Raw genomic sequence first — 13,290 nt, forward strand, 5'->3', positions numbered from 1 at the left:
GCGATCAGCTCAGTAGGAGCGTTCCTCGTCACCGGCAAGCACTGCGCGCAGGCCGGCTTCGTCGACGATACGGATGCGGCGGCCGTTGACCTCGATCATCCCGCGGGCCTGCATGCGCGACAGCGCGCGGGTCACGGTTTCCAGGGTGAGGGCAAGGAAGTTGCCGAGTTCGGCGCGCGTCATGCGCAGTTGCAGCAGCTGCGGGTCCAGGCCCATCGCCGCAAAGCGCGCCGACAGGTCGAGCAGGAAGGCCACCACGCGCTGGTCGGCGCCCAGGGTCCCCAGCGCCAGCATCCAGCGCCAGTCGCGACGGATCTCGCCGGCAAGCATGGCGGTCACGCGCTCCTGGAGCTCGGGCAGCATGTCGTGCAGCTTCACGCAGGGCAGCTCCCAGACCTCGGCGGCGTCGAGCGCCACCGCGTCGCAGGCGTGCGCCGGCATGTCGACCGAGTCGAGCCCCAGCAGGTCGCCGCGCATGCGGAAGCCGGTGATCTTCTCCCGCCCGTCCTCGCTCAGCACGCTGGTCTTGAAACAGCCGGCGCGGACATAGAACAGCGAGTGCCTCGGCTGTCCCGCATGGAACAGCGATTGCCGCGGCTCCAGCCGATGCACCCGCGGCGGCCAGCGCAGCAGCAGTGACTCCAGCGCCGGCGCCGCGCGCTGGCGCTGGTCGGCCGACCAGTCACCGGCTGGGCCGCGATGCACGAGCGGGCTGGACAGGGCGTTCTGGAACATGGTGGCACTCCGTTGACACGATGCCGACCACTGTATGGATGCGCGTCTCCCGAACGGGCAGCGCACGGTAACCGTTGGTAACGGTATGTAACGACACGCCACGCGGGGTCGCCTGAAAGAAGAAGGGCCGCTTTCGCGGCCCTTCTTTTGTATCCACGATTTGCGCCGTTCAGCTGCGCAGCGGCACCACGCGAACCTCGACGCGACGGTTCTGGGCACGGCCCTGCTCGGTCGAGTTGTCGGCGATCGGCATGGTCTTGCCGAAGCCCACCACCTCGAAGCGTTCGCGCATCAGGCCCTGGCCGACCAGGTAGTTGGCGACCGACGAGGCGCGCTGCTCGGAGATGCGCTGGTTGACCGCATCACCGCCGACGTTGTCGGTGTGGCCGGCCACTTCCACGATGGTCTGGTCGAACTCGGCCAGCGTGCGCGCGACGTTGTTCAGCGCCGGATAGAACTGCGGCTTGAGCTCGGTCTTGTTGAAATCGAAAGTCACGCCGTCGGGCAGGTTGAGCTTGATGACGTCGCCTTCGCGGTCGACGACGATGCCCGTGCCGGCGGTCTGGCGACGGAGCTCGGCTTCCTGGCGGTCCTGGTACACGCCAACCGCACCGCCGGCCAGGCCACCCACGCCGGCACCGACCAGCGCGCGCTGGCGGCGCTCGGTGGCGTCGGAGCCGCTCAGCAGGCCGGCGACCGCACCGATACCGGCGCCGATCAGCGCGTTGTTGCGGGTGCGATTGGGATCATTCGGGTCGCTGGTCTGGCCGGTATAGGTGGCGCAGCTGGTGAGCATGACAGCACCCGCGACCGCGGTGGCAAGAAGGATTCGGGGCGAATTGCGCATCGTGGGGACTCCTGTGGGGCGGCGTGCGCCCGGTGAATGAACGCCGCCAAGCTACCCGCGATTGCGTCCCTGCAGGGTGACGGCGCCGCGCCCTATTCAGGCTCCAGATAGCCGGCCCCGCGATATTCGCGCGGGATCCTCTCGTTGAGACCCACCAGCACTTCGTAGGGAATCATTCCCGCGGCATGCGCCACGTCTTCCGCACGCAGCCGGCGATCGCCCTGGCGCCCGACCAGCACCACCTCGTCCTCGTTCCACGCGCTGTCGTGGCCGATGTCGACCATGAACTGGTCCATGCACACCCGGCCCACGATCGGGTACTCGCGTCCACGGATAAGCACCGTGCCGCGCGAGGAGAGCGCGCGGGGATAGCCGTCGCCGTAACCGGCGGGCACGGTGACCACGCGGGTGTCGTCCCCGGGCGCCCAGGTGCCGCCATAGCTCACGGCGTGGCCGGCCTCCACCACCTTGAAGTAGACCACCCGCGAGACCAGCGACAGCGCCGGCTGCACGGCCACCGTCGACCGCGACTGCGCGCCCGGAAGCACGCCATAGAGCAGGATGCCCGGCCGCACCATGTCCAGCCGCGCCTGCGGGAAGTGCAGGATGCCGCCGGAGTTGGCGATGTGCCGCGGCGGCACCGGCGCGCCGATGCGCCCGAAGTGCGCGCAGGCGGCTTCGAAGCGTTCCAGCTGCAACGCCGTCACCGGTGAATCGGGCTCGTCCGCGCAGGCCAGGTGGGAGTAGATCCCGGCCAGCTGGATCCATCGTGAGGCCACTGCGGCCTCGATGAAGGGACCGGCCGTCCAGGCATGCACGCCGATGCGCTCCATCCCGGTGTCGACCTTGAGGTGCACGGTGGCACGGCGGCCCAGTGCCTCGGCCGCAGCTTCGACCTGGCGCAGTTTTTCCAACGATGAGACCGTGACCTGCAGGTCGTGGACGATGTACTGCGCCACCTGCGGGCCGTAGATGCCGCCAAGCACCAGGATCGGCACGGTGATGCCGGCGCGGCGCAGCGCGATGCCCTCTTCCGGAAACGCGACGCCGAGGTGCTCCACGCCCTGCGCCTGCAGGTGGCGCGCCACCTGCACCAGGCCGTGGCCGTAGGCGTTGGCCTTGACGATGGCCATCACCGGTACGCCGACGTGGGCGCGGATGGCACCCAGGTTGCCGGCGATGCGGTCGAGATCGACCAGGATCCGCGTCGGGCGCTCGGCGGCGTGCAGGCTCACGCCGCGCTACTCGAAGCTGCCGACCGAATCGTGGGCGAGGTTGTCGAAGCGCGTGTACTCGCCGAAGAACTTGAGCTTCACCGAGCCGGTCGGGCCGTTACGCTGCTTGCCGATGATCACCTCGGCCAGGCCCTTGTCCGGCGAGTTTTCCTTGTTGTAGTAGTCATCGCGGTAGATGAAGACGATCACGTCGGCGTCCTGCTCGATGGCGCCCGACTCGCGCAGGTCGGCCATCACCGGGCGCTTGTCGGTGCGCGTTTCCAGCGAGCGGTTGAGCTGCGACAGCGCGACCACCGGCACGTTGAGCTCCTTGGCCAGGCCCTTGAGCGAGCGCGAGATCTCCGAGATCTCGGTGGCGCGGTTCTCGCTGTTGCCCGGCACCGCCATCAGCTGCAGGTAGTCGATCACGATCATGCCCAGGCCGTGCTCGCGCTTCAGGCGCCGCGCCTTGGCGCGCAGCACGTCGGGCGACAGCGCCGGAGTGTCGTCGATGAAGATCTTGGTTTCCTTCAGCAGCCGGATGGCGCTCGAGATCCGGCTCCAGTCCTCGTCTTCGAGCTGTCCGGTGCGCAAGCGGGTGGCGTTGACCCGGCCCACGGACGAGATCAGGCGCAGCGCCAACTGGCTGGCCGACATTTCCATCGAGAACACGGCCACCGGCTTCTTGGTCTTCATGGCCGCGTACTCGGCCATGTTGAGCGCCAGCGTGGTCTTGCCCATGGCCGGACGTGCCGCGAGGATGATCAGGTCGGTCGGCTGCAAGCCGGCGGTCATCTCGTCGAATTCCGTGTAGCCCGTCGGCAGGCCGGTGATGCCGCCGCCGTTGGCGTAGCGGGTCTGCAGCACGTCGAAGGCTTCGGCCATGGCCTGGTTGACCGCGGTGAAGTCGGTGCGCCCGCGGCTGCCGGCCTCGGCAATCGCGAACACCTCCTGCTCGGCCTTGGCCAGCAGCTCCGCGCTCTCGCGCCCCTCGGGCTGGAAACCGTCATTGACGATCCCGGTGCCGACCTCGATCAGCTGCCGCAGCACCGCCTTGTCACGCACGATCTCGGCATAGGCGACGATGTTCGCGGCCGAAGGCGTCGTGCTGGCCAGCTCCACCAGGTAGGCACCGCCCGCGACCAGCTCCGACTGGCCCAGCGACTCGAACCATTCGCCCAGCGTCACCGCGTCGAAGGGGCGGTTGCGTTCGGCCAACTCCTTGATGGCGCGGAAGATCAGCTGGTGGTCGCGGCGGTAGAAATCGCCCTCCACGAGCTGGTCGCCCACGCGATCGTAGGACTCCGGCGACAGCATCAGGCCACCGAGCACGGCCTGCTCCGCCTCCACCGACTGCGGCGGCACCCGCAGCTGCTCGACCCGGGCCTCGCCGCGCTCCTGGAAATCGCGGCCTTTTTTCTGGAAGCCCGGTCGTAGGCTCATCGGTATCGGAACTCCCCTGGCAGGACCGTCGCGGCGGCCCCTGATGATGTGTCGGACTGTCATCCTAATGGCCTCCGGGGGGGAAGCGTTGCAGACAACCCTGTGGATAACCGGTGGGCATCTCAGGAATCGAGACGGGCCACCGGAAACGAAGACGGGCGCCCCGAGGCGCCCGTCAGAAGCCCTGCCTGGATGGATCAGGCTTCGGCTTCAACCACCACCTTGACCGTGGTCTCGACGTCGGCATGCAGGTGCACGAGGACGTCGTACTCGCCGACGGTGCGGAACGCACCCTCGCCCATCACCACCTCGGACTTCTCGACCGGGGTGCCGGCCTTGGTCAGCGCTTCGGCGATGTCGCGCGGGCCGACCGAGCCGTACAGCTTGCCCTCGGTGGAGGCGTTGGCGTAGATGGTGACGCTGGCGTCGGCAAGCGCGGCGAGGCGCTTGTTGGCGTTGTCCAGCGAACCCTGGGCCTTGGCCTCGTACTCGGCGCGACGCGCCTCGAAATCGGCCAGGTTGGCAGCGGTGGCCGGAACGGCCTTGCCCTGCGGCACCAGGAAATTGCGGCCGTAGCCCGGCTTCACGCTGACCTTGTCGCCAAGGTTGCCGAGGTTCACGACTTTCTGCAGGAGGATCAGATCCATGGGTTTGCTCCGTGTTCGTTAGCGGCGCACGTGCGCGCCGCAACTTGTGGCTGTCCGAACGGACGATGCCGCGCCGCCCGCTGGGGCGGCCGCGGGATCAGACGTTGTGGTTGTCGGTGTACGGGATCAGGGCCAGGAAGCGCGCGCGCTTGACGGCGGTCGCGAGCTGGCGCTGGTACTTCGACTTGGTGCCGGTGATGCGGCTGGGAACGATCTTGCCGTTCTCGGTGACGTTCTGGCGCAGGGTGTTGAGATCCTTGTAATCGATCTCCTTCACACCCTCGGCGGTGAACTTGCAGAACTTGCGGCGGCGGAAGAACTTGGACATGTCGGTGATCCTCAGGCGGCTTCGGAGTTGTCGTCGGACTCGGTGGCGGCGGGCTTCTCGCCCTCGCCCTCGGCCTCGTCGTCACGGCGGCGGCGCTCGCCACGCTCCGGACGGTCGGTCTTCTCCGGCTTCTCGTCCTTGTTCTTCATGATCAGCGACTGCTCGGTCTCGGCCTCTTCGCGACGGATCACGATGTGGCGCAGGACGGCGTCGTTGAAGCGGAAGCCCTCGACCAGCTCGTCGAGCACCGGCTGGCCGACCTCGATGTTGAGCAGCACGTAGTGGGCCTTGACCAGGTTGTCGATCGGGTAGGCCAGCTGGCGGCGGCCCCAGTCCTCGAGGCGGTGGATCTTGCCCTCGGCACCTTCGATCAGGGTCTTGTAGCGCTCGACCATGGCCGGCACCTGTTCGCTCTGGTCCGGATGGACCAGGAACACGATCTCGTAATGACGCATGTGTTGTTCCTTCTGGATATCGGCCGCGGCAGCGCGCCGGGGCCCGGATAGCCCCCGGCAGGTCCGTGGCGGACGCCGTGGGGCAAGGTCTCCCGCAAAACGGGAGCCGCACAGTATTGCACTGGCACGGGGCTCCGGCAAGGCGCATGGCTGGCTGAAGGCCGGGCATGGCCGGCGCTGGCGCGGCGGACTGGTGGGGCTGCTTACGCTGGCGCGCGGAACGGCGGGCTGGTGGGTACTCCGTGGGCTGTCCCGCTGCGCGGGCCTTCATGCCCACTCCGTACCCCCCAACCCGCCTCGCAGCGGTTTCCCGCGGCCCGCCGGGAAAAGCGGAAGCCCGACGCCCTTCCCCCACCCCGCCTCAGCGCTGGCAGCCAACGCAATCCCTCAGACCTTGTCGGCGTCCGTCGTGAAGCTCTCGCCGCAGCCGCAGGCGGCGGCGGCCTTGGGGTTGCTGAAGGTGAACTGCTCGTTCAGGCCCTGCTTGAGGAAGTCCATCTCGGTGCCGTCGACCAGGGGCAGGCTGTCGGCGTCGACGAAGATGCGGACGCCGTCCTGCTCGAACACCGTGTCGTCGGCGCGCTCGTCGCGCGCGAGGTCGACGGCGTAGCCCCAACCGGAGCAGCCGGTGCGGTTGACGCCGAAGCGCAGACCGAGGGCCGCGGGAGAGGATGCGAGATAGCCCTTCACGCGTTCGAGGGCGGCGGGTGCAAGGGTGATGGCCATGGCGTCATTCTACTCCGTGGGGGCGCCGCGTCCGGCGGCGTCCGGTAAACTGCCCTCCTTCTATCTGTCCCTTCCCCTGAGGATTCAAGGCATGACGGTGGTCAGCGTCGAACACGCGCTCGCGGGCAGGATCCCCGCCGGCGGCGAAGTCACGGTCCGCGGCTGGGTGCGCACCCGCCGCGACTCCAAGGCCGGGCTGAGCTTCGTCAATGTCAGCGACGGCTCGTGCTTCGCGCCGATCCAGGTGGTCGCGCCCAGCAGTCTCTCGAACTATGACGACGAGGTGAAGCGCCTCACCGCCGGCTGCTCGGTGGTCGCCACCGGCACCCTCGTACCCTCCCAGGGCCAGGGCCAGGGCTTCGAGATCCAGGCCTCGACGATCGAAGTGGTCGGCTGGGTGGACGATCCGGAGACATATCCGATCCAGCCCAAGGCGCATTCGCTCGAGTTCCTGCGCGAGGTTGCCCACCTGCGGCCGCGCACCAACCTGTTCGGTGCCGTCACCCGCATCCGCCACTGCCTGGCACAGGCCGCGCACCGGTACTTCCACGAGAACGGCTACTACTGGGTCAACACGCCGATCATCACCACCTCCGACGCCGAAGGCGCGGGGCAGATGTTCCGCGTGTCCACGCTCGACCTCGCCAACCTGCCGCGCGGCAAGGACGGCAGCGTGGACTTCGACCGCGACTTCTTCGGCAAGGAAGCCTTCCTGACCGTATCGGGCCAGCTCAACGTCGAGGCCTTCTGCCTGGCGATGAGCAAGGTCTACACCTTCGGTCCGACCTTCCGCGCCGAGAACAGCCACACCACGCGCCACCTGGCCGAGTTCTGGATGATCGAGCCGGAGATCGCCTTCGCCGACCTGGCCGAAACCGCGCGCATCTCCGAAGAGTTCCTCAAGTACCTGTTCAAGGCGGTGCTCGACGAGCGCGGCGACGACATGGCCTTCATTGCCGAGCGCGTGCAGAAGGACGCGATCACGCGCCTGGAATCCTTCATCAACGCGCCGTTCGAACGCATCGAGTACACCGACGCGGTGGAGCTGCTGCAGAAGTCCGGCCACAAGTTCGACTTCCCGGTCGAATGGGGCCTGGACCTGCAGACCGAGCACGAGCGCTGGCTGACCGAGCAGCACGTCGGCCGCCCGGTGGTGGTGACCAACTATCCCGAGCACATCAAGGCCTTCTACATGCGCCTCAACGACGACGGCAAGACCGTTGCCGCGATGGACGTGCTGGCCCCGGGCATCGGCGAGATCATCGGCGGCTCGCAGCGCGAGGAGCGCCTGCACGTGCTCGATGCGCGCATGGACCAGTTCGGGCTGGATCGCGAGCTCTACGACTGGTACCGCGACTTCCGCCGCTACGGCACGGTGCCGCACGCCGGCTTCGGCCTGGGCTTCGAGCGCCTGATCGTCTACATCTGCGGGCTGTCCAACATCCGCGACGCCATCCCCTACCCGCGTGCGCCGGGCACGGCGGAGTACTGAGGCCGTGCCGCTGTTCTTTGCCCTGTGCTTCGTCGGCGTCGCCATTGCCGGCGCCTGCGCGTACATCATCTTCTGGCCGCTGTCGCTGGTGCAGCTGCGCGACCTGCATCCGGCCGTGCGCGAGCGCCTGGGCGAAGGCGCGTTCCTCAAGCCTCGGGTGATGTGGTGGCTGCTGTCGGGCGGCTATCGCGAGACCGCCGATCCCGCGTTCACCGGCCTGGCGACGCCGGCCCGCGTGGCGCTGTCGACGGTGATTTTCGGGCTGTCCGGCGCCGCGATCATGTGGCTCTGGTCGGTGGCGCTGTCATGACCTTCGACGACGGTCGCCAGCGCGACGAATGGTGGCTGGCCACGCTTGGACGCATGGTCATCTGGGCGCGGTTGCGCGTGCGCGAGGGCGGCACCGCCGAGGTGCTCGACAGCGATGGCAACACCCTGGGCTACGACAGCGAGGACACCGCGCGCGCCATGCTGATGGACGCCGAGTTCGTGGCCTTCGACGGCCTGGACGACGCGGATGCCGCCGAGCGCGGCTTCCTCCCCGGCGAACTCACCCCGCCCCAGGGCGACGACGACGGCGTGCTGCAGGCCGGCATGGTCCAGACCTTCGGCGGCAACGCCTGACGGGGCCACGCCCCACCCCAGCAAGGAGACAGCCATGGACCTCGACCTCACAGGACGCCACGCACTGGTCTGCGGTGCGTCCGAAGGCATCGGCCGCGCCACGGCGATCGAGCTGGCCGCGCTTGGCGCCAGCGTCACGGTGCTCTCCCGCCGCGAGGATGCGCTGCGCGAGGTGGTGTCGGCGCTGGCGGGCGGTGGCTCCCGCGAGCATGCGTTCGTGGCGGCCGACAGCGCAGACACCGACGGCCTGGCCAAGGCCGTGGCCTCGGTGGTCGCGCAGCACCCCGTGCACATCCTGGTCAACAACACCGGCGGTCCGCCCGGTGGCCCCGCGGCCGACGCGCCGCTGGACGCTTTCGAAGCCGCCTTCCGCCGCCACCTGCTCGCCAACCAGGTGCTGCTGCAGGCCGTGCTGCCGGGCATGCGCGAAGCGCGCTGGGGCCGGGTGGTGAACGTGGTCTCGACCTCGGTGCGCGAGCCGATCGCGGGCCTGGGCGTGTCCAACACCATCCGCGGCGCAGTGGCGGCCTGGGCCAAGACGCTGTCGCGCGAGCTGGCGCCCGAAGGCATCACCGTCAACAACGTCCTGCCAGGCTTCACCGAGACCGGGCGCATCCGCCAGATCATCGGCGACCGTGCGAAGAAGGAACGCCGCAGCGAGGACGACGTCCGCCGCGAGATGGAGGCCGCGATCCCGGCCCGCCGCTTCGCCACCGCGGACGAGACCGGCGGCGTGATCGCCTTCCTGTGTTCGCCGGCCGGGTCCTACGTCAACGGCGTCAGCCTCGCGGTCGACGGCGGGCGCATGGCCTCGATCTGAGGCCGTGCCCGAAGGCCCGGAGATCCGCCGCGCCGCCGACCGCCTTGTCGAGGCGGTGGCGGGCGAGCCACTGGTCCGCGCCTGGTTCGCATTCCCCGCACTGAAGCGCTTCGAAGCCGGCCTTGCAGGCCGCCGCATCGAATCGATCACCTCGCGGGGCAAGGCGATGCTGGTCCGCTTCGAACACGGCTGGACGATGTACAGCCACAACCAGCTGTACGGCGTCTGGAAGGTGGCCGCGCCCGGTGAACGACCTGGGACGAAGCGATCGCTGCGCGTTGCGCTCGAGACCGCACACGGTGCGATCCTGCTGTACTCCGCATCGGATGTGTCGATGTGGCGCAGCGACGAGGTCGAGTCGCACCCGTTCCTGCAGGGTCTCGGGCCCGATGTGCTCGACCCGGCGCTGGACGCCGCCGCGGTCGCCGCGCGACTGCAGTCCGCACCCTTCCGCGGCCGTGCGCTGGGCGGCCTGCTGCTCGACCAGGGCTTTCTTGCGGGCATGGGCAACTACCTGCGCTCGGAAGTGCTGTTCGCCGCGGGGCTGCGGCCGGCACGGCGACCGAAGGACCTGGAGCCGGAGGCGACGGCGCGGCTGGCACGGGCGCTGCTCGACATCCCGCGCCTGAGCTACGCCACCCGCGGCATCGCGCCGGCCGACCGCATGCGCGACGACTACCTCACCGATACGCCCGACGCCTTCCGCTTCCAGGTCTTCGGCCGCGAAGGCCAGCCCTGCCCCGCCTGCGGCACCACGATCGAGCGCATGAGCGTCGGATCACGCCGGCTCTACGTCTGCCCGGCCTGCCAGTCCTGACGGCTCGGGCCGGCGCGGGTAAGCTTGCGGGATGCGACGCTACGCACACGTCATCGGCAGCGCCAGCCGCGAAGCCGCCAGCGGTCGCTGGCGCGATGTCTTCGAGCCGGCGACGGCCAAGGCGTACGCCGAGGTCGCCGATGGCGATGCCGGCGACGTCGAGGCCGCGGTCGCAGCCGCCAGCGACGCCTTCCCGGCCTGGGCCGGCCTGCGCAACAGCGAACGTTCGCGGCATCTGGAACGGTTCGCAGCCGCGTTGGAAGCGCGCATCGACGACTTCGCCCACGCCGAGGCCCGCGACGGCGGCAAGCCCTTCGCCCTCGCCCGCGACGCCGAGATCCCGCGCGCGGTGTCCAACCTGCGTTTCTTCGCCCACGCCGCCACCCAGTTCTCCAGCGAATCGCACCACGGCGAGGCCGGGCTGAACTACACCCTGCGCCAGCCGCTGGGCGTGGTCGGCACGATCTCGCCCTGGAACCTGCCGCTGTACCTGTTCACCTGGAAGATCGCGCCGGCGCTCGCCGCGGGCAACACCGTGGTGGCCAAGCCTTCCGAGGTGACGCCGGCAACCGCGACGATGCTGGGCGAACTGGCGCTTGAAGCCGGGCTGCCGGCGGGCGTGCTCAACGTGGTGCACGGCGGCGGCCCCGAAGTCGGCGAAGCCATCGTGCGCCACGACGCGATCAAGGCGATCTCGTTCACCGGCAGCACCGCGGTCGGCAAGCGCATCGCCGGCATCGCCGGGCCACTGCTGAAGAAGGTCTCGCTGGAACTGGGCGGCAAGAACCCCACCCTGGTATTCGCCGATGGCGACTGGCGGGACCACCTCGACACCATCGTCCGCTCCGCGTTCCAGAACAGCGGCCAGATCTGCCTCTGCGGCTCGCGCATCCTGGTCGAACGCAGCGTGCATGCCGAATTCCGCGAGGCCTTCGTCGCACGCACGCTGGCGCTGCGCCCGGGTGATCCGATGGACAGCGACGCCAACTTCGGGCCACTGGTGTCGCAGGCGCACTTCGACAAGGTGGTCGCGGCGATCGCCCGAGCCCGCGACGAGGGCGGCAGCGTGCTTTGCGGCGGCACGGTGCTGGAGCGCCCGGGCTGGTTCGTGGCGCCGACCGTGATCGAAGGCCTCGGCCCCGACTGCGCCAGCAACCGTGAAGAGATCTTCGGCCCCGTCGCCACGCTGCAGGCATTCGACGGCGACGACCACGCGCTGGCGCTGGCCAATGCCGGCGACTACGGCCTGGCCGCTTCGGTCTGGACCCGCGACCTGGCACGCGCGCACCGCTTCGGCGCGCAGCTGCGCACGGGCATCGTCTGGATCAACGCCTGGCTGATGCGCGACCTGCGCACGCCCTTCGGCGGCATGGGCCAGTCCGGCCTTGGTCGCGAGGGCGGACTGGAAGCGATGCGCTTCTTCACCGAACCGCGCAACGTCTGCATCGCGACCTGAACGCCCGACCCCCTTTCCCCCAAGCACGACGGAATCCCATGCACCGAATGCACGACCTCCTCGAACGCAACCGAATCTGGGCCGAACGCGTCGAAGCCGAGGATCCCGGTTTCTTCACGCGCCTGTCGAAGATCCAGAAGCCGAAGTACCTCTGGATCGGCTGCTCCGATTCGCGCGTGCCGGCGAACCAGATCATCGACATGGCCCCGGGCGAAGTCTTCGTGCACCGCAACGTCGCCAACGTGGTGGTGCACACCGACCTCAACTGCCTGTCGGTGATCCAGTACGCGATCGACGTGCTCGAGGTCGAACACATCCTCGTGGTCGGCCACTACGGCTGTGCCGGCGTGGGCGCGGCGCTCGACGGCCAGCGCGTCGGCCTGGCCGACAACTGGATCCGCCACGTCAAGGACGTCAAGCACAAGCATCGCGCGATCATCGAGGAGCTCGACGACGACGCCATCCGCCACGACCGCCTGTGCGAGCTCAACGCGCTGGAGCAGATGATCAACGTCGCCGAGTCGACCGTGGTCCGCGAGGCCTGGGCGCGCGGGCAGAAGGTCGCGTTGCACGCGTGGGTGTATTCGCTGCGCGACGGCCGCGTGCACGACCTGGGCCTGTCGATCGATTCGCCCGCGGCGCTGCCTGCACAGTACGAGCCGGCGGTCGAGCGCATCCGCGACGACCGCGAGGACCGCTGAGATGGACGGCCGCATCGTCCGCACCGACACCGCGCCCAAGCCGGTCGGCGCCTATCCGCACGCACGGCGCGTGGGCGACCTGTTGTTCCTGTCAGGCATCGGACCGCGCGACCCGTCCACCGACGCCATCCCGGGCAACGAGCATGACGGCGGCGGCCGCCTGCGCGCATACGACATCACCGCCCAGGCCCACGCCGTGTTCGCCAACGTCCGCGCGGTGCTCGAAGCCAGCGGCGCGCGCTGGGAGGACCTGGTGGACGTGACCGTCTACCTGACCGACATGGCGCGCGACTTCAAGGCCTACAACGCGGTCTGGGCAGCCCATTTCCCCGACCCCGCCACCGCGCCCTGCCGGACCACGCTCGGCATCACCGCGCTGCCAACGCCGATCGCGATCGAACTCAAGTGCATCGCCGCCTTCCAGGGAGACCCGCCATGATTCCCGCGCCGCTGAACTTCCAGAAGTGGATCGAGGACCACCGGCATCTGCTCAAACCGCCGGTGGGCAACAAGTGCATCTACGACGGCGAGTTCATCGTCATGGTGGTCGGCGGTCCCAACGCGCGCACCGACTACCACTGGGAGGAAGGCCCCGAGTGGTTCCATCAGCTGGAAGGCGAGATGGTCCTGCGCATCCAGGAGGACGGAAAGGTCCGGGACATCCCGATCCGCGCCGGCGAGACCTTCCTGCTGCCGCCGCGCGTGCCGCACTCGCCGCAGCGCGCCGAAGGGTCGATTGGACTGGTGATCGAGCGCCGCCGCCTGCCGCACGAGGACGACGGCCTGATGTGGTTCTGCGACAACTGCAACGAGAAGGTCTACGAGGAGTTCTTCCACCTCGAGGACATCGAGCAGGACTTCTTCCGCGTGTTCGAGAACTTCTACCGCAGCGATGCGCTGCGCACCTGCAAGGCCTGCGGGCATCTCAATCCGCGGCCGACACGCTACGAGATGCAAGCCGACTCGCAAGCCGACATCACCTGAG

At 68.9% G+C, this 13,290-nt stretch carries 17 protein-coding genes; 9 read left to right on the top strand and 8 right to left on the bottom strand.

Annotation, left to right across the window (positions count from 1 at the left end; all coding sequences use genetic code 11):
- Nucleotides 1-9: 9 nt before the first annotated feature.
- From ACW5F0_RS03225 to ACW5F0_RS03260, 8 genes are all read right to left on the bottom strand, one after another.
- On the bottom strand, nucleotides 10-735 hold the full coding sequence (locus ACW5F0_RS03225; protein WP_456999011.1) for a helix-turn-helix domain-containing protein: 726 nt from the start codon (nucleotides 733-735) through the stop codon (nucleotides 10-12).
- A 169-nt stretch (nucleotides 736-904) separates the two neighbouring features.
- The gene (locus ACW5F0_RS03230) at nucleotides 905-1,582 is read right to left on the bottom strand and encodes an OmpA family protein (RefSeq protein WP_456964584.1); all 678 of its coding nucleotides are present in this window, start codon (nucleotides 1,580-1,582) and stop codon (nucleotides 905-907) included.
- 92 nt (nucleotides 1,583-1,674) lie between these two features.
- Nucleotides 1,675-2,817: an alanine racemase gene (gene alr, locus ACW5F0_RS03235; protein ID WP_456964585.1), complete on the bottom strand. Its 1,143-nt coding sequence runs from the start codon at nucleotides 2,815-2,817 to the stop codon at nucleotides 1,675-1,677.
- A gap of 6 nt (nucleotides 2,818-2,823) precedes the next feature.
- Nucleotides 2,824-4,239 (bottom strand): replicative DNA helicase, encoded by a 1,416-nt coding sequence (locus ACW5F0_RS03240; protein WP_456964586.1) that lies wholly within the window; start codon nucleotides 4,237-4,239, stop codon nucleotides 2,824-2,826.
- A 197-nt stretch (nucleotides 4,240-4,436) separates the two neighbouring features.
- Entirely contained in the window at nucleotides 4,437-4,886 is a 450-nt protein-coding gene (gene rplI, locus ACW5F0_RS03245; RefSeq protein WP_456964587.1) for a 50S ribosomal protein L9, read from the bottom strand.
- A gap of 97 nt (nucleotides 4,887-4,983) precedes the next feature.
- Nucleotides 4,984-5,214: a 30S ribosomal protein S18 gene (rpsR, locus tag ACW5F0_RS03250; protein WP_456964588.1), complete on the bottom strand. Its 231-nt coding sequence runs from the start codon at nucleotides 5,212-5,214 to the stop codon at nucleotides 4,984-4,986.
- An 11-nt stretch (nucleotides 5,215-5,225) separates the two neighbouring features.
- Entirely contained in the window at nucleotides 5,226-5,669 is a 444-nt protein-coding gene (rpsF, locus tag ACW5F0_RS03255; protein ID WP_456964590.1) for a 30S ribosomal protein S6, read from the bottom strand.
- 387 nt (nucleotides 5,670-6,056) lie between these two features.
- A complete protein-coding gene (locus ACW5F0_RS03260) occupies nucleotides 6,057-6,395 on the bottom strand; it encodes a HesB/IscA family protein (protein WP_456964591.1) in 339 nt (112 codons plus the stop codon).
- Nucleotides 6,396-6,486: 91 nt separating this feature from the next.
- Here ACW5F0_RS03260 and asnS point away from each other — a divergent pair, with 91 nt between their 5' ends.
- The 9 genes from asnS to ACW5F0_RS03305 are packed head-to-tail and all read left to right on the top strand — an operon-like array spanning nucleotide 6,487 to nucleotide 13,289.
- Nucleotides 6,487-7,887 carry an asparagine--tRNA ligase gene (asnS, locus tag ACW5F0_RS03265; protein ID WP_456964592.1) on the top strand — a complete coding sequence of 467 codons (1,401 nt, stop codon included), beginning with the start codon at nucleotides 6,487-6,489 and terminating at the stop codon, nucleotides 7,885-7,887.
- Between the two features lie 4 nt (nucleotides 7,888-7,891).
- Nucleotides 7,892-8,197, top strand: coding sequence for a hypothetical protein (locus tag ACW5F0_RS03270; protein ID WP_456964593.1), 306 nt, complete (start codon nucleotides 7,892-7,894; stop codon nucleotides 8,195-8,197).
- Nucleotides 8,194-8,511, top strand: coding sequence for a hypothetical protein (locus tag ACW5F0_RS03275; protein ID WP_456964594.1), 318 nt, complete (start codon nucleotides 8,194-8,196; stop codon nucleotides 8,509-8,511). The genes ACW5F0_RS03270 and ACW5F0_RS03275 overlap by 4 nt, the downstream gene beginning before the upstream one ends.
- A gap of 34 nt (nucleotides 8,512-8,545) precedes the next feature.
- On the top strand, nucleotides 8,546-9,331 hold the full coding sequence (locus tag ACW5F0_RS03280) for an SDR family oxidoreductase (RefSeq protein WP_456964595.1): 786 nt from the start codon (nucleotides 8,546-8,548) through the stop codon (nucleotides 9,329-9,331).
- A gap of 4 nt (nucleotides 9,332-9,335) precedes the next feature.
- Nucleotides 9,336-10,148: an endonuclease VIII gene (gene nei, locus ACW5F0_RS03285; RefSeq protein WP_456964596.1), complete on the top strand. Its 813-nt coding sequence runs from the start codon at nucleotides 9,336-9,338 to the stop codon at nucleotides 10,146-10,148.
- Between the two features lie 31 nt (nucleotides 10,149-10,179).
- Nucleotides 10,180-11,604 carry an aldehyde dehydrogenase gene (locus ACW5F0_RS03290; protein WP_456999012.1) on the top strand — a complete coding sequence of 475 codons (1,425 nt, stop codon included), beginning with the start codon at nucleotides 10,180-10,182 and terminating at the stop codon, nucleotides 11,602-11,604.
- A 38-nt stretch (nucleotides 11,605-11,642) separates the two neighbouring features.
- Entirely contained in the window at nucleotides 11,643-12,305 is a 663-nt protein-coding gene (gene can, locus ACW5F0_RS03295) for a carbonate dehydratase (RefSeq protein WP_456964598.1), read from the top strand.
- A gap of 1 nt (nucleotide 12,306) precedes the next feature.
- Nucleotides 12,307-12,744: a RidA family protein gene (locus tag ACW5F0_RS03300; protein WP_456964599.1), complete on the top strand. Its 438-nt coding sequence runs from the start codon at nucleotides 12,307-12,309 to the stop codon at nucleotides 12,742-12,744.
- On the top strand, nucleotides 12,741-13,289 hold the full coding sequence (locus tag ACW5F0_RS03305; protein ID WP_456964600.1) for a 3-hydroxyanthranilate 3,4-dioxygenase: 549 nt from the start codon (nucleotides 12,741-12,743) through the stop codon (nucleotides 13,287-13,289). The genes ACW5F0_RS03300 and ACW5F0_RS03305 overlap by 4 nt, the downstream gene beginning before the upstream one ends.
- Nucleotide 13,290 lies beyond the last annotated feature (1 nt).

It is taken from the genome of Luteimonas sp. A534 (assembly GCF_054072805.1).